This is a genomic window from Actinomadura sp. NPDC048021, from assembly GCF_040653135.1.
GTDB classification, from domain to species: domain Bacteria; phylum Actinomycetota; class Actinomycetes; order Streptosporangiales; family Streptosporangiaceae; genus Spirillospora; species Spirillospora verrucosospora.
In genome coordinates this window covers 145,113-165,870 of sequence record NZ_JBEZJQ010000007.1, presented here as the reverse complement: position 1 = coordinate 165,870, position 20,758 = coordinate 145,113, and the positions used below count along the sequence as shown (strand labels likewise).

At 73.0% G+C, this 20,758-nt stretch carries 20 protein-coding genes; 11 read left to right on the top strand and 9 right to left on the bottom strand.

Translation table 11 applies throughout. From position 1 onward, the window contains the following. Nucleotides 1-2: 2 nt before the first annotated feature. Complete coding sequence (locus AB0C87_RS14045; RefSeq protein ID WP_360577723.1) at nt 3-1,610, bottom strand: ABC-F family ATP-binding cassette domain-containing protein; 1,608 nt, start codon at nt 1,608-1,610, stop codon at nt 3-5. Between the two features lie 601 nt (nt 1,611-2,211). Between AB0C87_RS14045 and AB0C87_RS14040 the strand changes: the two genes are divergently transcribed. Next, the gene (locus tag AB0C87_RS14040) at nt 2,212-2,631 is read left to right on the top strand and encodes a CocE/NonD family hydrolase C-terminal non-catalytic domain-containing protein (RefSeq protein WP_360577853.1); all 420 of its coding nucleotides are present in this window, start codon (nt 2,212-2,214) and stop codon (nt 2,629-2,631) included. 9 nt (nt 2,632-2,640) lie between these two features. Here AB0C87_RS14040 and AB0C87_RS14035 read toward each other — a convergent pair whose 3' ends face one another. Next, the gene (locus AB0C87_RS14035; RefSeq protein WP_360577721.1) at nt 2,641-3,414 is read right to left on the bottom strand and encodes a GAF and ANTAR domain-containing protein; all 774 of its coding nucleotides are present in this window, start codon (nt 3,412-3,414) and stop codon (nt 2,641-2,643) included. A gap of 256 nt (nt 3,415-3,670) precedes the next feature. Here AB0C87_RS14035 and AB0C87_RS14030 point away from each other — a divergent pair, with 256 nt between their 5' ends. Both AB0C87_RS14030 and AB0C87_RS14025 read left to right on the top strand, forming a co-directional pair. Next, nucleotides 3,671-4,060, top strand: coding sequence for an STAS domain-containing protein (locus AB0C87_RS14030; RefSeq protein ID WP_345187634.1), 390 nt, complete (start codon nt 3,671-3,673; stop codon nt 4,058-4,060). A 52-nt stretch (nt 4,061-4,112) separates the two neighbouring features. Beyond that, complete coding sequence (locus AB0C87_RS14025) at nt 4,113-4,928, top strand: SigB/SigF/SigG family RNA polymerase sigma factor (protein WP_360577718.1); 816 nt, start codon at nt 4,113-4,115, stop codon at nt 4,926-4,928. Nucleotides 4,929-4,935: 7 nt separating this feature from the next. Here AB0C87_RS14025 and AB0C87_RS14020 read toward each other — a convergent pair whose 3' ends face one another. Then, nucleotides 4,936-5,703: an SDR family oxidoreductase gene (locus AB0C87_RS14020; protein WP_360577717.1), complete on the bottom strand. Its 768-nt coding sequence runs from the start codon at nt 5,701-5,703 to the stop codon at nt 4,936-4,938. A gap of 178 nt (nt 5,704-5,881) precedes the next feature. Here AB0C87_RS14020 and AB0C87_RS14015 point away from each other — a divergent pair, with 178 nt between their 5' ends. Beyond that, nucleotides 5,882-6,784, top strand: coding sequence for an RNA polymerase sigma-70 factor (locus AB0C87_RS14015; RefSeq protein ID WP_360357274.1), 903 nt, complete (start codon nt 5,882-5,884; stop codon nt 6,782-6,784). Nucleotides 6,785-6,845: 61 nt separating this feature from the next. Here the strand turns inward: AB0C87_RS14015 and AB0C87_RS14010 are convergent, their stop codons facing one another. Beyond that, nucleotides 6,846-7,445 carry a TetR/AcrR family transcriptional regulator gene (locus AB0C87_RS14010; protein WP_360577715.1) on the bottom strand — a complete coding sequence of 200 codons (600 nt, stop codon included), beginning with the start codon at nt 7,443-7,445 and terminating at the stop codon, nt 6,846-6,848. Between the two features lie 79 nt (nt 7,446-7,524). On the opposite strand from AB0C87_RS14010, the gene AB0C87_RS14005 reads away from it, so the two are divergent. Beyond that, the gene (locus tag AB0C87_RS14005; protein WP_345187647.1) at nt 7,525-7,935 is read left to right on the top strand and encodes an organic hydroperoxide resistance protein; all 411 of its coding nucleotides are present in this window, start codon (nt 7,525-7,527) and stop codon (nt 7,933-7,935) included. 47 nt (nt 7,936-7,982) lie between these two features. On the opposite strand, the gene AB0C87_RS14000 is transcribed toward AB0C87_RS14005, so the two are convergent. Continuing rightward, on the bottom strand, nt 7,983-8,777 hold the full coding sequence (locus AB0C87_RS14000; RefSeq protein ID WP_345187649.1) for an SAM-dependent methyltransferase: 795 nt from the start codon (nt 8,775-8,777) through the stop codon (nt 7,983-7,985). Between the two features lie 121 nt (nt 8,778-8,898). Here AB0C87_RS14000 and AB0C87_RS13995 point away from each other — a divergent pair, with 121 nt between their 5' ends. The 4 genes from AB0C87_RS13995 to glgX all read left to right on the top strand — a co-directional run bounded on the left by AB0C87_RS13995 (nt 8,899) and on the right by glgX (nt 13,177). Continuing rightward, the gene (locus AB0C87_RS13995; RefSeq protein WP_360577713.1) at nt 8,899-9,720 is read left to right on the top strand and encodes a hypothetical protein; all 822 of its coding nucleotides are present in this window, start codon (nt 8,899-8,901) and stop codon (nt 9,718-9,720) included. A 54-nt stretch (nt 9,721-9,774) separates the two neighbouring features. Further along, a complete protein-coding gene (locus AB0C87_RS13990) occupies nt 9,775-10,347 on the top strand; it encodes a DUF4262 domain-containing protein (RefSeq protein WP_345177242.1) in 573 nt (190 codons plus the stop codon). Between the two features lie 47 nt (nt 10,348-10,394). Continuing rightward, nucleotides 10,395-10,979, top strand: coding sequence for a GNAT family N-acetyltransferase (locus tag AB0C87_RS13985; protein ID WP_360577711.1), 585 nt, complete (start codon nt 10,395-10,397; stop codon nt 10,977-10,979). Nucleotides 10,980-11,068: 89 nt separating this feature from the next. Then, on the top strand, nt 11,069-13,177 hold the full coding sequence (gene glgX / locus AB0C87_RS13980) for a glycogen debranching protein GlgX (protein WP_360577710.1): 2,109 nt from the start codon (nt 11,069-11,071) through the stop codon (nt 13,175-13,177). Between the two features lie 10 nt (nt 13,178-13,187). Here glgX and AB0C87_RS13975 read toward each other — a convergent pair whose 3' ends face one another. Both AB0C87_RS13975 and AB0C87_RS13970 read right to left on the bottom strand, forming a co-directional pair. Next, complete coding sequence (locus tag AB0C87_RS13975; protein WP_345177250.1) at nt 13,188-13,589, bottom strand: hypothetical protein; 402 nt, start codon at nt 13,587-13,589, stop codon at nt 13,188-13,190. Between the two features lie 168 nt (nt 13,590-13,757). After that, on the bottom strand, nt 13,758-14,459 hold the full coding sequence (locus AB0C87_RS13970; protein WP_353833887.1) for a dihydrofolate reductase family protein: 702 nt from the start codon (nt 14,457-14,459) through the stop codon (nt 13,758-13,760). Between the two features lie 64 nt (nt 14,460-14,523). On the opposite strand from AB0C87_RS13970, the gene AB0C87_RS13965 reads away from it, so the two are divergent. Beyond that, nucleotides 14,524-15,615, top strand: a complete 1,092-nt coding sequence (locus AB0C87_RS13965; protein ID WP_345177255.1) for an ATP-dependent DNA ligase — start codon at nt 14,524-14,526, stop codon at nt 15,613-15,615. 61 nt (nt 15,616-15,676) lie between these two features. Here the strand turns inward: AB0C87_RS13965 and AB0C87_RS13960 are convergent, their stop codons facing one another. After that, complete coding sequence (locus tag AB0C87_RS13960) at nt 15,677-17,368, bottom strand: alkaline phosphatase D family protein (protein ID WP_345177258.1); 1,692 nt, start codon at nt 17,366-17,368, stop codon at nt 15,677-15,679. Between the two features lie 219 nt (nt 17,369-17,587). On the opposite strand from AB0C87_RS13960, the gene AB0C87_RS13955 reads away from it, so the two are divergent. Beyond that, on the top strand, nt 17,588-19,999 hold the full coding sequence (locus AB0C87_RS13955) for an ATP-binding domain-containing protein (protein ID WP_353833888.1): 2,412 nt from the start codon (nt 17,588-17,590) through the stop codon (nt 19,997-19,999). Here AB0C87_RS13955 and AB0C87_RS13950 read toward each other — a convergent pair. Beyond that, a complete protein-coding gene (locus AB0C87_RS13950) occupies nt 19,982-20,689 on the bottom strand; it encodes a FadR/GntR family transcriptional regulator (protein ID WP_360577707.1) in 708 nt (235 codons plus the stop codon). The two genes, AB0C87_RS13955 and AB0C87_RS13950, sit on opposite strands and share 18 nt — an antisense overlap. Nucleotides 20,690-20,758 lie beyond the last annotated feature (69 nt).

Here is a 20,758-nt window from a genome sequence, read left to right as displayed (position 1 = left end):
GGCTAGAGGTCGAGGTCTCGCCGCTGGTGCATCCGCCCGTCGCCGTCGAGTTCGATGACGGTGTCGACGCCGATCCGTTCGAGGAAGGCGACGTCGTGGCTGACGATGAGAAGCGCTCCCCGGTACGCGTCGAGCGCTTCGGCGAGTTGTTCGACGCTTGCGATGTCGAGGTTGTTCGTGGGCTCGTCCAGGATCAGCAGTTGAGCGGGCGGCTCCGCGAAGAGGAGGCTTGCGAGCGAGACGCGGAACCGCTCTCCGCCTGAGAGCGTGCGGACCGGGCGGTCCACGCTGTCACCGCGTAGCAGCAGCCGGGCGAGCTGGTTGCGGATCGCGCCGGCCGGTGTCCCCGGAGCGACGGCCCGCACGTTGTCCATCGCGCTGGCGTCGTCGTCGAGTTCGTCGAGGCTCTGCGGAAGGTAGCCGACGAGGTCGGTGCTCAGGCTGCCGTGCGGACGCCCCGGAACGGGTTCGGAGGCGTGGACGAGCTGCGCGATCAGAGTCGACTTCCCGGCGCCGTTCGCGCCGACGAGCGCCACCCGTTCCGGGCCCTGGATCATCACGGTCAGGTTCTCGTCTCTCAGTTCCGCGATGCGTCGCCCGCGGGGAACACCTGGATCGGGCAGGACGAGGTGGATGTGCTCTTCGTCGCGGACGCGCGCGTCAGCGGCGTCGACGGCGGCCTGGGCGGCCTGCACCTTGTCGTCGAGTGTGGACCGCAGCGATCCCGCCGACGCCTGCGCCTTGGCGGCCCGGTTGCCGGCGAGGATCCTCGGGATCCCGCCGTCCCTCTGCGTCTTCTTCGCGGTGCGCTCGCGGCGCGCGAGCTTCGTCTCGGCCTCGACGCGCTGCCGCTTCTCGACCTTGAGCGCCTGCTGGGCCGAGCGGGCCGCCTGCACGGCGGCCGCCTGCTCGTTCTCCCGGTGTTCCTTCCACGCGCTGTACGGGCCGCCGAAGGTGTCGACTCCTCCCGCGAAGAGCTCGGCGGTGTGGTCCATGCGCTCCAGCAGTTCGAGGTCGTGGCTAACGACGACGAGCGTCCCGGGCCACTGGTCGACGAACTCGGCCAGTTCGGCGCGGGTCGGGCGGTCGAGGTTGTTGGTGGGTTCGTCGAGCAGCGTGATCGGGGTGCGCCGGAGGCGCAGCCCGGTGATCGCGATCAGCATCGCCTCCCCGCCGGAGACCTCGGCGACGCGGCGGTCGAGGTCGCCCGCGGAGAAGCCGATCTGATGCAGCGCCTCGTCGGCGCGGGACTCGATGTCCCAGTCGTCGCCGATCGCGTCGAAGTGGCGCTGGTCGACGTCGCCGGACTCGATGGCCCTCATCGCCGCGAGGACGCCGTGGATGCCGAGCAGTTCGGCGATGGTGGCGCCGCGCCTCAGCGTGAGGGTCTGCGGCAGGTAGCCGACCTCGCCCGTGGTGTCGATCTGCCCGGCCGTCGGGCGCAGTTCGGCCGCGATGATCTTGAGCAGGGTCGACTTGCCGACGCCGTTGCGGCCGATCAGTCCCGTCCGACCGGTGCTGAACGTGGCGTTGACGCCGGCGATCGCGACGGACCCGTCAGGCCACTCGAAGGTCAGGTCGCGGAGGGTGATCGCGGAGTTGGTAGACATGGCGTACTTCTCTTTCTCCCGTCAACCGTCGGCAGGCGGGACGGGGTCAGTTCTGTGCCGGAAGGGCAGCCCCGGGGAGGATGCGCGGCGAGGTGCCTCGCGTGCAGCCGCACGCGAGGGGCGCCGAATCGGCGTCGCGCCTATCTGGGAGGCCGAAGTCGCGCATTCGCAGTCATGCACCCGTGCCAGGGCTGGTGCGGTGCGAACGTGCCGGGGATTCGCAAGGCGGTGTCAACACCCAGGACGGGCGGACGTACACGCGTGCGTCGAGAAATACCGTTCACCGCGGAGGAGAGTTCCCGCGCGAATGAAAGCCACCGGCAGTTCGATGGCTAGGCTCTGTCTACCTCGATCAATTCCACGCCTTCATTCTATCAGCCAGGCGCTCGCGGACGACGACGCGAACCGCCGGCCCTCTCGGCGAGAGCCACCAGCGGGGCTCCGGCTGGGCTCACGAGGCCCCTGGCGGACCCTCGGCAGCGCAGTCGGGCGGATGCCCTTGACCTGGAAAAGAAAGACGACGAAGCAGCCGCGTGCACCGAAGGGGTCCCAATGAGCATTACCGTTTCACCACGGCTGATCCGCCGTCTCCCGTTCGCCCCTGCCGACGGGTGACAAGTCCGCCGCGCCAGGGGGCGGCCGGGCGCCGGTCAGAGTTCGTCGGGCGCGATGCACCTGGAGTTCTTCTCCGCACTCGCCCGGGGCCGGGAGCCGAACCTGCCAAAGGCGCGGATCTTCTCGCAGTCCGCGATCGAGGTGCGCTAGGACGTCCTGCCTGACCTCGGCGCCGCTGGAGACCGATCTGGCCATCGCGGGCGAGGTGGTCCTGCCGCTGGAGCCGGCGTCGTCCGCCGAGGACCGCGACTGGACGGCGCGCCTCGCCGAGGTCGACGCGCACGGCCGGTCGACCGGGCTCGTCGACGGCATCGTCCGGGCGCTACCGGCACGGCGGCGGGCCCGTCCCGCTCCGGCCGGGCCGCCGGGAGTCGTACCGGCCGCCGCTCGGGGCCGGCGCGTGTGAAGCTCCCGGTCAGAGGTCGTCGGCGGCCTCGGGGGCGGAGACGATGCCCTCCGCCAGGCTGCCGAGCCTGACGTTGAGGTTCTGCGACGTGCGGGACAGCAGCTCGAACGCCTTGTCGGCGTCGAGACCGCGGCGGGCCATCAGGATGCCGGTGGCCTGGCCGATCACCGTCCGGGTGTCGAGCGCCCGGCGCAGGTTCGCCATCTGGTTCGCCGCGTCGGCCAGGTCGCGGGCGCCGTCGGCGGCCGTCCTGACGGAGGCCAGGGCGAGGGAGGCGTGCGTGGCCAGCAGCAGCGCGGTGTCGCGGGCGACGTCGTCCAGCCTCCCGCGCTCCCGCGAGTACACGTTGAGCGCGCCGACGGCCGCGTCCGACTCGGCCGGCAGCAGCAGCGCGGTGGCCAGGACGGACGCGTAGCCGTACGAGGCGGCGGCCGGGCCGAACTCCGGCCAGGCGGGCTCGGCCGACAGGTCGCCGCTGCGGGCGAACGCGACGCCGGCGGGGTCCGCGGCGGCCACGCACGGGCCCTCGCCCAGCCGGTACTGGAGCCGGTCCAGCTCGACCGCCGACGGGTCGCTGTGGAACGGCGTGCGCAGCTCGCCGGTGCGCTCCCGCAGCGTGATGCTGGCCATGTCGGCGTCGGGGATCAGCATGCGGGCGGCCAGCAGGATGCGACGCAGGACCCCGTCGACCGTCTCCGCGGCCAGCAGCGAACGGGTCAGCTCGACCATGTGGCCCCCGGACTCCCGGGAACGGTCCGACCTGGGGACGAGCCGATCGTTCACCGAGTTCTCCAACGTCATCAGGCGGCGGCGGCCGCGACCACCCCCAGCCGGGAGCCGCCGCCCCCGAATGCTATGCCGTCCGGCCCGCCGGCAGCTGGTCCCCGCCCCTCGGCCGGGCCCGCCGGGGCCGGTGGCCGGGGCCGTCCGCCGGTTTGAGGCCGACTCGCATGGGGAAATGTGAGAAGAAGTCCCGTTCCGGTGTCTTCTGGGTCCAACAGCGCGGCCCGCTTCACTCCGACTCTCTCGGTGAGGTGGCATGCGCAAAGCCTTCACGACCCCCAGCGGCATCTCGGTGAGGTTCACCCGGCGTCAGGCGGTTCTGCGCCTGCCGGCCGTCCTCGGACTCGCGAACTACGACGACCTGTGCGACTCCTCGCGGCGCCTCCTGGACGACGGGGTCCCCGCCATCGTCCTCGACCTGACCGGCTGCGACTACTGCGACCCCAGCACCATGGAGGCGATCCTGCGCGTCCACATCCACGCCTCCGAGCTGGCCACGCCCCTGTCCCTGCGGCTCCCCCCGTCCGGGACGGTGCCGCGCGTCTGCGCCACGACGGGTGTGAGCCGCGTCGTCCCCTTGGAAGCTCCCGAGACCGCCGCACCGCCGACCCCCCTCCCGCACCACCACGGACGGTTCCGGCGCTGAGCCCCGGGCCGCCGCACGACTCCCGCACCCCGACGCCCAGGAAGGGGCCCTAGTGACAAATGCCGAGGCACCGGTGAGGGACGGCGGCGGCCGAGCCGCCCCCCGCGAGGACGAACCGCCCCCCGCCGAGGCGCTGCTGGACGAGATGAACCACCCCGGGACCGGCCCCGAACGGCGCGACCGGCTGAGAGCCGCGCTGGTCGAGGCGCACGCCTCCATGGTCGAGTCGATCGCGCGGCGCTACGGGCACCGCGGCGAGCCCCTGGAGGACATCCGGCAGGTCGCCTACCTCGGCCTGGTGATGGCCATCAACCGCTTCGACCCCGAGCGCGGGGACAGCTTCCACGCCTACGCCTACCCCGTGATCCTCGGCGAGGTGCGCCGGCACTTCCGGGACCGGACCTGGGGCATCCGCGTCACCCGCCGCATCCAGGAACTGCGCCCCCGCCTGGTGCACGCCACCCAGGTCTTCTCCCAGGAGAACGGCCGCTCCCCCACGCCCAGCGAACTCGCCGGCCTCCTCGGCCTCGGCCTGGAGGAGGTCACCGAGGCCGTCATCGCGTGGGACTCCTACAACCCGCTGTCCCTGGACGCGCCCGCCGAAGGGGGCTCCGAGAGCGACGCGGGGCTCATCGTCGACCGCCTCGGCGCCGAAGACCCGGACCTGCAGCACGTGGTCGAGCGCAAGACCCTCTGGTCCCTGCTCAGCGAGCTGCCCGAACGGCAGCGCACCATCGTCATGCTGCGCTTCTTCGGCAACCAGACCCAGACGCAGATCGCCGAGCAGTTCGGCATCTCGCAGATGCACGTCTCGCGCCTGCTCAGCAAGTCCCTCCTCCAGTTGCGCCACGGCATGCTGCCCGCCTGAGGCGGCCCTACCAGGGCAGCGGGCCGTCCTCGCCGAAGAAGCCGGCGGTCGGCCCGTCCGCGCCGAGCGTGGCCAGGCGCACCACGACTGCGGCGCCCTCCGCGGGGGTGAGATGCCCGGTGTGGTCGTTGCTGTCGGTGTCGACGAAGCCGGGGGCGACGGCGTTGACGAGCACGCCGTCCTTGCGCAGTTCGTTGGCGTACTGCACGGTCAGCGCGTTCAGCGCCGCCTTCGACGGCGTGTACGCGGCCGACGGCAGCAGCGCCGTGAAGGGGCCGTCCGGGTCGCTGGTGAGGGTCAGCGACCCGGCGTGGCTGCTGACGTTGACGACGCGCGCCGCCGATGACCGGCGCAGCAGCGGCAGCATGGCGTTGGTCACCGCGATCACTCCGAAGACGTTGGTCGCGAACACCGCCCGGACCAGCTCCAGGTCGACGGAACTGGGGATCTGGTCGACGGCGTCCTGAGGCGCCACCTGTCCCGAGCCGGTGATGCCCGCGTTGTTGACCAGCACGTCGAGGCGCCCGTAATGCTCCTCGACCCACGACGCGGCGTCCTGGACGGTGGCCGGGTCGGTGACGTCCAAGCGCACCGCGTGGACGTCGCCGCCCGCAGCGCGCAGCGCCGAGGCCGCCTCCTCCCCGCGCCGCCGGTCCCGCGCACCGAGCAGGACCGTCATGCCCCGGTCGGCGAGCGCCTCGGCGACCGCCCGGCCGATCCCCTTGTTGGCCCCGGTGACCATCGCGACCGTCCGGCTCCCGCTGTTCTCGATCATGATCAAGCTCCCGTCTCGTGGCCCGCGCGGCTCTCCACGCGGTTCCGGACACGAGATGCCGCCGCCCCCGCCTCCGTGACAGGGGCCCGAGTGTGACGTGCGCCACCGATCGCCGATGTCACACGCGGACCGGGCCCGACGTCCTGTGCACGGCACGAAACGCGTAATGGAGAGGGCCATGGACGAACGAACGAAGGACACGGCCGACAGCCGCATGGACGCCGCCACCGAGCTGTTCATCGCCCACCGCAACCTGCTGTTCACCGTCGCCTACGAGATGCTCGGCTCGGCCGCCGACGCCGAGGACGTCCTGCAGGAGACCTGGCTGCGGTGGACGGGCGTCGACCTGGAGACGGTGCGGGATCCCCGCGCGTACCTGGTGCGGGCCACCACCCGCCAGGCGCTCACCCGGCTGCGCACGCTGCGCCGGCGCAAGGAGTCCTATGTGGGGCCCTGGCTGCCCGAGCCGCTGCTGACCACGCCCGACGTGGCCGAGGACGTCGAACTCGCCGAGAGCCTCTCGATGGCGATGCTGCTGGTGCTGGAGACCCTCGCCCCGACCGAGCGGGCGGTGTTCGTGCTGCGCGAGGTGTTCGGCCTCGACTACGACGAGATCGCCCAGGCCGTCGGCAAGAACCCCGACGCGGTCCGCCAGATCGCCCACCGCGCCCGCAAGCACGTCGCCGCGCGCAGGCCCCGCGACACCGCCGCACCGTCCGACGCCCGGGCCGCGCTCGACGCCTTCCGGCAGGCGGTCGAGACCGGCGACCTGCGGAACCTGCTGGACGTCCTCGCGCCGGACGTCGTCCTGCTGACCGACGGCGGCGGTGTCGTCCGGGCCGCGCTCGCGCCCGTGGTCGGGGCGGAGAAGGTGGCCGCCGTGCTCGCCCGGCTCTCCGGCGCGGTCACGCTGCGGCCGACGCACGTCAACGGCCACCCCGCGCTGATCCTCGGCCGCGCCGGCGAGATCGACACCGTCATCGCGACCCGCGTCGACGACGGCCGCGTCACCGGCCTCTACGCCGTCCGCAACCCCGAGAAGCTCTCCCGCATGACCCAGGAAACCCCCCTCCACCGCTGACACCCCGACCACCCCCGGAGCGCACCCTCACACCACAACCCGCAACCCGGTGGGGTTGCGGTCATGGGTGGGCGGGTTCGGGGGGACGAGTGGGGGCGTCCAGGATTCTGGTGACGGCCTCGTGGACCGCGGTGCGGACCGTCGCCGGGTCGTCGAGGTCGAAGCCGACGGCGAGGCCGTCCCTCAGGAGCATGAGGGTGTGGGCCGTGCGCTCGGGGTCGGGATGGCCGTCGGCGGCCAGCAGGTCGCGGAACAGGCCCCGGCACCACTCGCGGTGCTCGTCGACCGCCCGGCGGACCGGGTGGGCGGGGTCGGGGTACTCGGCGGCGACGTTGATGAACGGGCAGCCGCGGTAGGAGGGCTCGGAGCCGAACGTGCACATGCGCTCGAACGCCGTGAGGAGCGCCTCGCGGGGCGTCGCGGACGCGGGCACGTCGGCGATGCCGCGCTGCCGCAGGCTCTGCTCGGTGACGTAGGCGCGGACGAGGTCGTCCTTGCTCGGGAAGTGGTGGTAGAAGGTCGCCTTCGCCACCCCGGCCTCGGCGATGATCCGGTCGACGCCCACGGCGTGCACGCCCTCGGCGTAGAACAGGCGCGTCGCGGTGTCGAACACGCGGGACCAGGCCGCGCTCCGGCGGGGCGCCGGGGATCTCGTGGTCACCCCTTGACGCTACCAGACAGACCCGTCTAGTCTCCGGAGTGCAGACAGATCTGTCTGTCTACTTGTGAAGGGACGGCTCATGAGCCAGTACACGACCACCGCCACCGCCACCGGGCGCGACGGGCGCGCCTTCACCGGCGACGGGCGGCTGGACCTCCAGCTGGCCCTGCAGAAGGAGCTCGGGGGCGACGGCGACGGCACGAACCCCGAGCAGCTGTTCGCGGCCGGCTACGCCGCGTGCTTCGCCAGCGCGCTGCAGCTGGTGGCGCGGAAGCAGAAGATCGACGTCTCCGGCATGTCCGTGACCGCGGAGGTCGGCCTCGGCCCGAACGGCTCGGGCGGCTTCCAGCTCGACGTCAAGCTGGTGGCGAAGCTGCCCGACGCCCTCAGCGCGGAGACCAAGCAGCAGCTCGTCGAGACCACCCACCAGGTGTGCCCCTACTCCAACGCCACCCGCGGCAACATCCCGGTGGAGCTGTCGGCGATCTGAGCGGCGGACGGGGCCGCCGGCCGGTTCCGGCCGGCGGCCCCGTCCGGTCAGGCCTTGCGGGCGACCCCGCAGAGGGTCGAGGTGCTCGGCGTCTCACCGAACGGGCTCGGCTCGGGGCGCCACTTCTCGCACGCCACCACACCGGGCTCCACCAGCTCGAAGCCGTCGAAGTACCCGGCGATCTGCTCGGGACGGCGCAGCCGGTACGGGACGGCGCCGGTGTCGTCGTACTCCTGCTGCGCCTTGTTGTGGGCCTCGTCGGTGTCGGTGTCGTCGTAGAGGGCGAGAAAGCTGCCGGAGGGCAGGCCGCCCATCAGGGTCCGGATGATGTGCAGGATCTCGTCGTAGGAGTCGACGTGCCCGAGGACGCCCATCAGCATCAGGGCGATCGGGCGGTCGAAGTCGAGCTTGCCCCGGGCGATCGCAAGGATCTGCTCGGGCTCGCGCATGTCGGACTCGATGTAGCTGGTCTCGCCTTCGGGACGGCTCGTCAGCAGGGCGTGCGCGTGGGACAGCACCAGCGGGTCGTTGTCGACGTACACGATGCGCGCCTCGGGCGCGACGCGCTGCGCCACCTCGTGGGTGTTGTCGACGGTGGGCAGGCCGGTGCCGACGTCCAGGAACTGGCGGACGCCCGCCTCCCCTGCCAGGTACCGGACGGCGCGAGCCAGGAAATGCCGGCCGGTCCGCGCGATGTCCACGATCCCGGGGTAGATGCTGACGTACTGGTCGCCGGCGTCGCGGTCGACCGGATAGTTGTCCTTGCCGCCGAGCCAGTAGTTCCATATGCGCGCGGAGTGCGGAACGGAGGTGTCGATCGCGTTGACCGGGTCTTCGGCCATGGTCTTCTCCCTGCTGTGCTCCACCGGTGGTCGCGCATAAAATAGATCATTCTTCCGGCGCCGGGACACCGACCGACGAAGCGAGGCCTGGGTGCGTTTTCGGCGGCTTGCCGCGGTCGCGATGATCCTGCTGGTATTCGCCGTGCTCGCCGGGTGCGGCGGAGCGCCGCCCCGGGAGCGGCGGGCGCGGATGGAGGTCGCCCTTCTGGCCGACGGCGGCGCCCAGGTCGACCTGTACGCGGCGGGGCGGCTCCGGTCGGACGCCGAGGTGCGGGCGCTCGCGGGACGGGTCGCCGCGGCGCTGTTCCCCGGCGCCGGGCCCGTCCGCGTCCGCACCAGGAAAGACCGCGGGGCGCCGTTCGCCCGCGCGGAAATCGGCCGCGCCTACCGCACGGGACGCAGGCCGTTCCTGAGAATCGACACTTCCGGCGCGGCGCGCGAACTCGCGGCGCGGGGTTTCGACGACACGGCCATGCAATTGCGGCTTCCGCCGGTATCCGCAACGGTGCGTCCCGACATTTCCGATAATCACCGCTGGCACCTGCGCAAAGGCGTCCCGGCGCCCCTCATCCAGGTCGGCATGAGGCCGGAGCCGGGACGCTGGTACGGCGTGATGGCGCTGCCCGTCCTGGGGGCGCTGGGCGTGGCGCTGGCGTTCTTCGTCCGGCGCCGCGCGCTGGCGGCGCCCGCGGCCGGCCTCGCCGTCGCCGCCGCCCTCCTGGCGCTGCCGCTCGGCGCCGGACGGCGCGGCGCCGACCTCGGCGTCGCGGGCCTGCTCGGCGGGACGGCCCTGGACGTGGCGTCCGTCGCCCCGCTCACGGCCCTCCCCCTCGGCATGCCCGCCGCGATGCTGCTGGGCGCCATGGCCGTCCGGGGCCTGCGCGGCCCGGCCGTGCGGCACGAGCACGAGGCGCCGCCGCGCGACACCGGCGCGTTCTGGTGATCCTTCGCGCAGCGGCATGCTCGCCCAGGGGCGATTGATCGTAAGCTGAGGGTCATGTCCGGCGACCGCCTCTCATGCACCTGCGTGATGTGCCGTGACTATGGCGACCGCGACCGGCTGGACAACTTCCATCTCCGCACCATCGTGCACATCACCCAGTACGGGTGGAGCGTCGTCCTCGTCCAGCCGGACGAGGACGGTCCCGGCTGGGCGTACACGGTCGGCCTGTGGCACAGCCACGGCGCCCCCGAGCTCGCGATGTTCGGCGGCGACGTGTACGAGACGGAAGAGATCCTCAACATGCTCGGCCGGGAGACCGCCGAGGGGCGCGCCCCCGCCGACGGGGAGCGCCGCGACGGCGTCGTGCGGGGGCAGCAGGCGGCCTTCCGGAACGTCGAACCGGACTGGTCCGTCGGGCTGTTCGGCGGCGCCGTGGCGTTCTACCGGCGGCCGCCGCCGGTCCTGCAGGTCGTCTGGCCCAACGGCGACGGCCTGTTCCCGTGGCAGCCCGGCACCGACCTGCCGTTCCGGCACGCCCAGCCGTGGCTGTGGCTCCAGCCGCGCCAGCATCCGGCCGGCGCCTGGACGCGGCGGCTGTCCGGCCGGCGGTCCGAGTGGCGGCTCTGAGGGCCGCTCCACGGGCCCGCCGCGACGCGAGAGCATAGGATCGGCGGGTGTACGGGCCGATCGCCGACACCATCCGCACCCAGCGCCTCGTCCTGGAGCCGCTGGCGGTCCACCACGCGGACGAGATGGCCCCCGTCCTGGACGACCCCCGCCTGCACCGCCACATCGGCGGCGAGCCCCTCACGCGCGACGAGCTGCGCGCCCGCTACGCGCACCTGGTCGCGGGCCCGGCGCCCTACCACCAGGAGTTCTGGCTGAACTGGATCGTCCGCCGCACCCGCGACGGGCAGGCCGTCGGGTACGTGCAGGCGACGGTCACCCCGGCGCCGCCGGGGTTCGCCGTGACGCCCGCCTCGGCCGGGTCGACGGTCACGCCGGGCCCGCCCCGGCTGCTCGCGTCGGTCGCCTGGGTGATCGGCATGCCGTACCAGGGGTTCGGGTTCGCCACCGAGGCCGCCCGCGCGCTGCTGGACTGGCTCGCGGCGCACGGCGTGGGCGACGTCGTCGCGACGGTCCACCCGGACAACCGCGCGTCCGCGGCCGTCGCGTCGAGGATCGGGCTGCGCCGTACCGGGGAGACCCGCGACGAGGAGGTCGTCTGGCGCCTCCCCCACCGCGCCGCACCGGAATGACACGTGTGTGAAACGCCTCCGCGCGCGGGGAAGGGTGCGGGTAGGCCACAATCGACGGGCCAGAGGAACCGGCCGAGGGGTGGAGGAGCATGCGGGAGGTGTGGCCCGGGGACCCCTATCCGCTGGGCGCCACCTGGGACGGCACGGGCACGAACTTCGCGCTGTTCTCGGAGGTGGCCCGGCGGGTCGAGCTGTGCCTGTTCGACGCCGAGGGGCGCGAGACGCGGCGCGACCTGCCGGAGGTGGACGGGTTCGTCTGGCACGGCTACTTGCCCGGCATCGGGCCCGGCCAGCGGTACGGGTACCGGGTGCACGGGCCGTTCGACCCCCGCGAGGGGCACCGCTGCAACCCGTCCAAGCTGCTGCTCGACCCGTACGGCAAGGCCGTCGCGGGCGTCACGCCGCACGAGCTGATCCACTGGCACGAGGCGCTGTTCTCCTACCGGTTCGCCGACCCCGACGTGCTGAACGAGGACGACAGCGCCCCGTACATGCCGAAGAACGTGGTGGTCAACCCGTTCTTCGACTGGGGGGACGACCGGCCGCCGCGCGTCCCCTACCACGAGAGCGTCATCTACGAGGCGCACGTCAAGGGCCTGACGAAGCTGCACCCGGGCGTCCCCGAGGAGCAGCGCGGGACCTACGCCGGCGTCGGGCACCCGGTGATGATCGACCACCTCCTCGACCTCGGGGTGACCGCGGTCGAGCTGATGCCGGTGCACCAGTCAGTGCCCGAGCACGCCCTGGTGGCGCGGGGCCTCGACAACTACTGGGGCTACAACACGATCGGGTTCTTCGCGCCGCACAACTCCTACAGCTCCTCGGGGCAGTCCGGCGAGCAGGTGCTGGAGTTCAAGGCGATGGTCCGCGCCCTGCACGAGGCGGGCATCGAGGTCATCCTGGACGTCGTCTACAACCACACGGCGGAGGGCGACCACCTGGGCCCGACGCTGTCGTTCCGGGGCATCGACAACGCGTCGTACTACCGGCTGCGCGACGACGACAAGCGCTACCACCTCGACTACACCGGCTGCGGCAACTCGCTGAACGTCCGGAACCCGCACGCGCTGCAGCTCATCATGGACTCGCTGCGCTACTGGATCCTGGACATGCACGTCGACGGGTTCCGCTTCGACCTCGCCTCGGCGCTGGCCCGCGAACTGCACGACGTCGACCGGCTGGCCGCGTTCTTCGACCTCGTCCAGCAGGACCCCGTCGTGTCCCAGGTGAAGCTCATCGCCGAGCCGTGGGACGTGGGAGAGGGCGGCTACCAGGTCGGCAACTTCCCGCCGCTGTGGACGGAGTGGAACGGCAAGTACCGCGACACCGTCCGCGACTTCTGGCGCGGCTCGTACGCGACCATGCCGGAGTTCGCGTCCCGGCTGACCGGCTCCTCCGACCTCTACGAGCACAGCGCGCGCCGGCCGTTCGCGTCCATCAACTTCGTGACCTGCCACGACGGGTTCACGCTCACCGACCTCGTCTCCTACGACCACAAGCACAACGAGGCCAACGGCGAGGACAACCGGGACGGCACCGACGACAACCGGTCGTGGAACTGCGGCGTGGAGGGTCCCACCCGCGACCCCGGGGTCCTCGACCTGCGGGCCCGCCAGCGCCGCAACTTCCTCGCGACGCTGTTCCTGTCGCAGGGCGTGCCGATGCTCTCCCACGGCGACGAGCTCGGCCGCACGCAGGAGGGCAACAACAACGCCTACTGCCAGGACAACGAGATCGCCTGGGTCCACTGGGAGGACTCGGACGACATGGAGTTCGTCCGGCTCCTGTCGCGGCTGCGGCACGACCACCCGGTGTTCCGCCGCCGCCGCTTCTTCACCGGGACGGGCCGCGGCGCCGCCGCCGACATCGCCTGGCTGACCCCGGCCGGCGAGAGCATGACCGACCAGGACTGGAACGTCGGCTTCGCCAAGTCGCTCGGCGTGTTCCTCAACGGCGACGCCATCACCGAACCCGACCCGCGCGGCCGGCGCGTCCGGGACGACTCGTTCCTGCTGCTGATCAACGCCGGGTCGGAGCCGGTCGAGTTCACGCTGCCCGGCGCCGAGTACGGCGAGCGCTGGGAGTTCGCCCTCGACACCGCCGAGCCCGGCACGGTCGGCGAGCGTCCCCGCCTCAAGGCCCGCGACGTGGTGACGGTCGGCGACCGCGCGCTCCTCGTCCTGCGGCGCGGGGCGTGAGCCGCGCGGCTCACGCCCGGCCGACCTCCATCGCGGTCAGGAAGACCAGGACGAACGTCGCGACCGCCACCGCGCCGTGGACGGCGACGGCCGCGGCCGGGAACGCCTGCTCCGCTCCCCTGGCGTGGCGGCCGCCGCGGCCGACGAGCCAGCGGGTGAACAGCAGCAGTCCCTGGAAGATGATGACGAGCAGGGCCGCGAAGGCGACCCAGGCGTAGGCGGCGTTCCCCGTGACGACGTAGACGATCCACACGGCCAGGCCCGCGACGGCCGAGAGCGGATGCCCCGCCACGACCAGCCGCGGGAACCGCGTCACCTTCGTCGAACGCCCCCCGTTGACCCACCACACGACCAGCAGATATCCGCCCGCGACGGCGGCGATGATCCACGCGCCCAATGCGGCGTACTCCACCCCCGCTCCTTTCGTGAGATTCTCACCCGTCCCCCTGCCGCCTAGTGTCGCCCCCCAGCGCTTCCGGCATGACGGATTCGTACAGATTGGGGGACAGACCGTCACCACGCCGGTCCGTGCGGGGGTGCCGCGGACGTCCTCACGGAGGTCGCGGGAGCCGGGCCCGCGCTACGCCCGCAACCGGTAGCGGACGAACAGCACGCCCTCGTCGAGGTAGAGGGCGGCCGGTTCGAGCGGCACCTCGGCGTCCAGACCCTCCAGCAGGCGGGTGTGGCGCGCGCCTCCGAGGAGGGTGGGCGCGATGTTGAGGCACAGCTCGTCGACGAGCGACGCCCTGATGAGCGCGGTGGCCAGGGACGGGCCGCCCTCGCAGAGGAGGTGCTCGTAGCCGAGGTCCTCGCGCAGGGCTCTCACGGCGGCGGGGAGATCGACCTCGTCGTCGCCTTCCGCGACCACCCGGAGGTGGCCCGGAACCCCGGCCCCGGCGTTCCGGGTCGTCACGACGACGGTGGGCGTCTCGGCCTCGGTGAACAGCGGGAGCGTCCAGTCGAGGTCGAGGGAGCGGCTCACCACCACGATGGGGGCGGGCGGCCCGCCGCGGCGGGCGCGCAGGTCGGGGCGCAGGCGCGCGGGGCCGAGGCGTCCGGTGCGGACGGTCCCGGCGCCGACGAGGATTGCGCCGGCCAGGGCGCGCAGGGTCCGGAAGACGCGGAAGTCGGCGGCGCCGCCGAGGCCGTCGGTCCAGCCCTCGGCGTCGGTGACGGACCCGTCCGCGCTCATGACCATGCCGAGCCGCAGGCGCGGCAGGTCTCCGTAGGCCTCGTAGGGATCGACGCCGGCGGCGGCGGGCTCGGGCAGCAGACGGCGCATGACCTGCACGTTATCGGACCCCCGGGGCGCCCTTTTGTCGGTGCGGGGGCGCAAGATGGGGGGCATGGACCTGCCGATCAGCCCGCCGCTGCCGCCGATGCTGGCCAAGGCCGTCAAGACCATGCCCAAGGGCGACCTGCTGTACGAGCCGAAGTGGGACGGGTTCCGCTGCATCGTCTTCCGCGACGGCGACGAGGTGGAGCTGTCCAGCCGCGGCGAGAAGCCGCTCACCCGCTACTTCCCCGAACTGGTCGAGGCGGTGCGGCGCGAGCTGCCCGAGCGGTGCGTGGTGGACGGCGAGATCGTGCTCCCTCGGGGGACGCGCCTCGACTTCGACGCCCTCCAGCAGCGCATCCACCCGGCCGCCTCCCGGGTCAAGCTCCTGTCGGAGCAGACTCCGGCGTCGTTCGTGGCCTTCGACCTGCTCGCCCTCGGGGACGAGTCGCTGATGGAGGTGCCGCTCGGCGAGCGGCGGCAGCGGCTCGTCGACACCCTGGCCGGGGCGAAGGCGCCGATCCACGTCACGCCCGCGTCCGACTCCTACGAGCTGGCGCTGCGCTGGTTCGACGAGTTCGAGGGCGCCGGGCTGGACGGCGTCATCGCCAAGCCGCGCGACACCCCGTACGAGCCCGACAAGCGCGTGCTGTTCAAGGTCAAGCACGAGCGGACGGCCGACTGCGTGGTGGCGGGCTTCCGCTGGCACAAGTCGGGGCCCATCGTGGGGTCGCTGCTGCTCGGGCTCTACAACACCGACGGCAATCTCCAGCACGTCGGCGTCGCGGCGTCGTTCACGATGAAGCGCCGCGCCGAACTGGTCGAGGAGCTGCAGCCCTACCGGCTGGAGGACCTGTCCCAGCACCCGTGGGCCGAGTGGGCCAGCCAGACGGAGGCGACCGCCGACCGCATGCCCGGGGCGATCTCCCGATGGACGGGCAAGAAGGACCTCAGCTGGGTCCCGCTGCGTCCGGAGCTGGTGGTCGAGGTGGCGTACGAGGCGATGGAGGGCGACCGGTTCCGGCACACCGCGCGGTTCCGGAACTGGCGCCCCGACCGGACGCCGGACTCCTGCACCTACGCCCAGCTGGAGGTGCCGGTGGCCTACGACCTCGACGACATCTTCGGCGGTCCCGCGACGAGCCCGCGCGTGGACCGCTGAGGGCTGACGCCCCGGCGCCGGGGACGGCCGGGACGCTGCGCGCGTCCCGGCCGTCCGATCCTCAGGGCTGGGTCTCGTTCCGGACGGTCTGCCGGATCAGGTCCTGGTCCGGCTGCGCCGCCGCCTTCGCCGAGGCGTAGGGCCGCAGGTAGGCCTGGTTGACGCCGGGGACGCGGTCCTCGATGACGAACGTCGCCTTGGTGGAGATGTCGGCGCCCGGGGTCCGGACGGTCGGGAGCGTCTTGAAGTCGGCCCTCATCTCCTCCTTGTCGATCCTCGTCAGCACGTAGCCGCGCTGGTTGTTGTAGAAGCGCAGGTGCGGGTTGATCTTGAGGTAGGGGTGGTCGGCGGGGTTGGAGTCCTTGCCGTCGCCGGTGCTGGTGATGGAGGTGCACACCAGTTCCGAGCCGACCGTCCTGGAGTCCGGGTCGTCGTAGTCGGCCTTCAGGTCGCTCGCCCAGTGGGCGTGGACGTCGCCGGTGAGCACGACGGGGTTGCGGACCCCGGCGTCCAGCCAGCCCTTGGTGATCCGGTCGCGGGAGGCGGCGTAGCCGTCCCAGGAGTCCATCGAGGTCTTCTTGACGGGCCCGGCGGTGTTGTCGCGCTGGGCGAAGAAGACCTGCTGGCCGAGGACGTCCCACCGGGCGGTGGAGCGGCGGAAGCCGTCGAGCAGCCACTTCTCCTGCTCGGCGCCGGTGATGGAGCGCTTGGGGTCGGTGGCGGCGGGGCAGTCCTTGTAGCCGTCGCCGCAGCCCTGGTCGTCGCGGAACTGGCGGGTGTCGAGCATGTGGAAGTTGGCCAGCCGGCCCCACCGCACCCGCCGGTAGACCTGCATGTCGGGGCCCGCGGGAACGGACCGCCGGCGCAGCGGCATGTTCTCGTAGTACGCCTTGAACGCGGCGGCGCGGCGGGCGCGGAAGTCGTCGTAGGAGGGCGTGTCGGAGCCTTCCTCGGGGACGTAGCCGGCCCAGTTGTTCTCGACCTCGTGGTCGTCGAACACGACGAGCCACGGGGCGGCCTGGTGCGCGGCCTGGAGGTCGCGGTCGGTCTTGTACTGGGCGTGCCGCAGGCGGTAGTCCGCCAGCCTGACCGTCTCGGGGCCCTCGTGGTCGCGGACGTTGCCGCCCGGGATCGTGTAGACGCCCTTCTTGTACTCGTACTGGTAGTCGCCCAGGTGCAGGACGAGGTCGGGGTTCTCCTCGGCCAGCCGCCGGTACGCGGTGAAGTAGCCGTGCTCGAACTGCGAGCACGACACGAAGGCCATGGCGAGGGCGGGGCCGAAGGTGGCCGGGTGGGGGGCGGTGCGCGTCCGCCCGACCGGGGAGACGTGGCCGTCCACGCGGAACCGGTACCAGTAGTCGCGGCCGGGGCGCAGGCCGTTCAGCTCGACGTGGACGGAGTGGGCGGCGTCGGGGCGGGCGGCGGCGGTGCCGCGCCGGTCGATGCGGCGGAACCGGGAGTCGGAGGAGACCTCCCAGCGGACGGGGACGGTGCGGGCGGGCATGCCGCCGAGGCCGTCCTCGGCGTGCGGGTCCAGGGCCAGGCGGGTCCAGAGGACGAACCCGTCGGGCTCGGGGTCGCCGGAGGCGACGCCGAGGGTGAACGGGTCGGCGGGCAGGGCGCGGCCCCGGGGGGCCGCGTGGGCGGTGCCGGGTACGCCGGTCACGGCGACGGCGGTGAGGAGTCCGCTGGTGGCGAGCCCGCTGGAGGCGAGGAAGGCGCGCCGGTTCAGCGGGCGGGCGGAGTCGGCCATGGAGAGGTGACCTTTCGGAGGGGTCCGGCAGTGCTGCTCGCCGACAGCCTCACGAAGATCGATGTCCAGGGGGTTCCGCGCGGATGACGCCCGCCACAACACAGACGATCTTTTGGAGGGCGCTAGAAGATCACGCGGAGCGCGGAAAGGGTGCTAGACTGCTGAGTCGCAAACGCGCATACAGATACTCCACCCTATGAATAGGAGTGTAGCCGGGGCATGGGACATCGTCAAGCGGACACTGTCAACCCCGAACGGGATGAGAGGGCGGCGACGGCCGCCGTGCGCGTCGAGCAGGACTACGTGTCCCGCGTGTACGCGCGGCTCGACGCCGAGCGCGACAGGACCGCGACCGCGCTGCGCGAGGGGCCGGCGGCGGGCGGTGGCGCCGCGTTCCAGGCGCGGGTCGAGAGCGCCATCGCCACGGACGAGGCGGCCCGGCGGCTGGTCCAGCTGAACGCCGTCGAGCACGGCCTGTGCTTCGGCCGCATCGACCACCGCGCCGACGCCGACGGCCCCGGCGACACCTTCTACATCGGCCGCATCGGCCTGCGCGACGAGGACCACGAGCCCCTCCTGATCGACTGGCGCGCCGCGGCGGCCCGGCCGTTCTACACCGCCACGCCGGGGGCGCCCGGCACGCTCGCCCGCCGCCGCCACCTCCACCTGCGCCACCGGGAGGTCGTCCGGCTGGACGACGAGGTGTTCGACCTGGACGGCCTGGAGGAGTCCGAGCGCGGCGGCATCGTCGGCGAGGCGGCCCTGCTCTCCACCCTCCGCCGCGGCAGGACGGGCCGGATGAGCGACGTCGTCGCCACCATCCAGGAGGAGCAGGACCAGGTCATCCGCTCCGGCCTCCAAGGGGTCCTGGTCGTCCAGGGCGGGCCCGGCACGGGCAAGACGGTCGCCGCCCTGCACCGGGCCGCCTACCTCCTCTACACGCATCGCGACGTCCTGGAGCGGCGCGGCGTCCTCATCGTGGGCCCGAACGCCACGTTCCTGCGCTACATCGAGCAGGTGCTGCCCGGCCTGGGCGAGACGGACGTGGCGCTGGCCACGGTCGGCGAGCTGTACCCGGGGCTCAAGGCGACCGCCGCCGAGACTCCCGCGGCCGCCGTCCTCAAGGGCGACCTGCGGATGGCGGGCCTCGTGGAGGCCGCCGTCCGCGACCGGCAGCGCGTCCCGGCCGGAGGGTTGCGCGTCGAGGCCGACGGCCTCACGCTGGTGGTGGATGCCGACAAGTGCGAGCGGATCCGTGACCGCGCCCGCGCCCTGCGCGCCCCGCACAACCTCCAGCGCCGCCGCTTCGTCCACGACATGCTGGAGGCGCTCGCCTTCGACCGGGCCGAGCAGTTCGACCGCATCATGGACGAGCCCCTCGAGGAGATGGCGAAGTCCGGCGGGCTGCCCGGCTGGCTCCAGGAGCTGATCGACGAGGCCGAGGACGAGCCCCTCCTGGACGAGACGGACCTCCGCCTGGCCAAGGAGGCCCTCTGGCAGGACCCGGGCGTCCGGTCCGCTCTGGACGATCTGTGGCCCGACCTGACCCCCGAGCGGCTCCTCGGCGACCTCTACGGCTCCCCCGAGGCGGTGGCGCGCGTGGGCGCCGAGGCCGGCCTGTCCCCCGACGAGCGGGAGCTCCTGCACCGCCCGCCGGGCTCGCCGTGGACGGTCTCCGACGTCCCCCTGCTGGACGAGGCCGCCGAACTCCTCGGCAAGGACGACTCCGCCGACAAGGCCCGCGCGAGGGCCGCGCAGGCCAGGCTCGCCGAGGAGGAGCGCTACGCCCGCGAGGTCATGCAGACCACGGACGGCACCGAGATGATCCTGGCCAGCGACCTGATCTCCGCGAGCGAGCTGGCCGAGCGCCACCACGACGGCGGCCCGCGCCTCACCACCGCCCAGCGCGCCAAGGCCGACCGCGAGTGGGCCTACGGCCACGTCATCGTGGACGAGGCGCAGGAGCTCTCGGAGATGGCGTGGCGGACCGTGATGCGGCGCGTCCCGACGCGCTCCCTCACGGTGGTCGGCGACATCGCCCAGACGGGCAGCGCGGCGGGCGCGGCCTCGTGGGGCCAGATGCTCGACCGCTACGTCCCGGGCCGGTGGCGCGAGCAGCGGCTCATGGTCAACTACCGCACCCCGGCCGCCATCATGAAGGTCGCCGCGGACGTCCTGGCCGCCGTCGCCCCGGACCAGACGCCGCCCGAACCCGTCCGCGACGACGGGCCGCCGCCCGCCGCGATCGCGATGCCGGTCGACGAGCTGCCGTCCCTCGTGCGCTCGGAGCTCGTCCTGGTGACCGGCGGCGAGGACATCGGCGGCGCCTTCAAGGAGGGCCGCCTCGCCGTCATCACCTCGGCGGCGCGCCACGCCGGCGTGCTGCGGGCCCTCCCGGACGCCGCCGTCGGCGCCACCCCCGAGGCCCTCGACTCGCCCGTGGTCGTCCTCACCGCCGAGGAGGCCAAGGGCCTGGAGTTCGACTCGGTCGTCGTCGTCGACCCGGCCGGGATCCTCGCCGAGTCCGCCAAGGGCGGCCAGGACCTCTACGTCGCCCTCACCCGGGCCACGCGCCGCCTGACGGTCGTCCACGACGGCGACCTGCCGCCCCTGCTATCCGCCCTGGAGTAGGCCGGCCAGGGTCCGGTCGAGCTCGGCCCTGATGACGGCGCTCGCGGCCGCCGGATCCCGGGCGCGGACGGCCTCGACCAGGGCGGCGTGGGCCGCCCGGCCGTGGGCGTCGTCGGCCGCGCGGACGTCCACCAGGGCGGCGAGGTCGAGCAGGCCGTCGCGCAGGACGGGCACGAACCCGGCGTACAGGTCGGCGAGGACCGGGTTGTGCGCGGCGGCCACGACGGCGGTGTGCAGGGCGATGTCGGCGTCGATGAACGCCTCGACGCCGGGGCCGGCGCCTTCGCCGACCAGGGCCGCGTCGCGGTCGGCGAGCGCCCGGTCGAGGGCGCCCAGGTCGTCCGGCGTGCGGCGCTCGGCGGCCAGCTCGGCGGCGCGGACCTCCAGCATGGCGCGGATCTCGTAGACGTCGGCGACCGAGGCGCGGCGGAGCCGGGCGGGCCAGTCCTCGGCCGGCTCGGTCGCGGTAACGAAGACGCCCGCGCCCTGCCGGGCCTGCACGAGACCGGCCCCGGCCAGGGCGCGCAGGGCCTCGCGGACGGTGGAGCGGCCCACGCCCAGCTCCCTGGCGAGGGTCGTCTCGCCGGGCAGCCGCGTCCCGACCGGCCAGGCCCCGGCGGCGATCTGGTCGCGCAGGCGCTGCGCGGCCTGCTCGACGAGCGGGCTGGGACGGAGCGGGCCGAGCGGCATGGGGAGTCCTCCGGGACGGCGGCGGGCCTCCAGGGTAGGCCACCTCAGCTTGTCTGAGGAGCTGAGGTG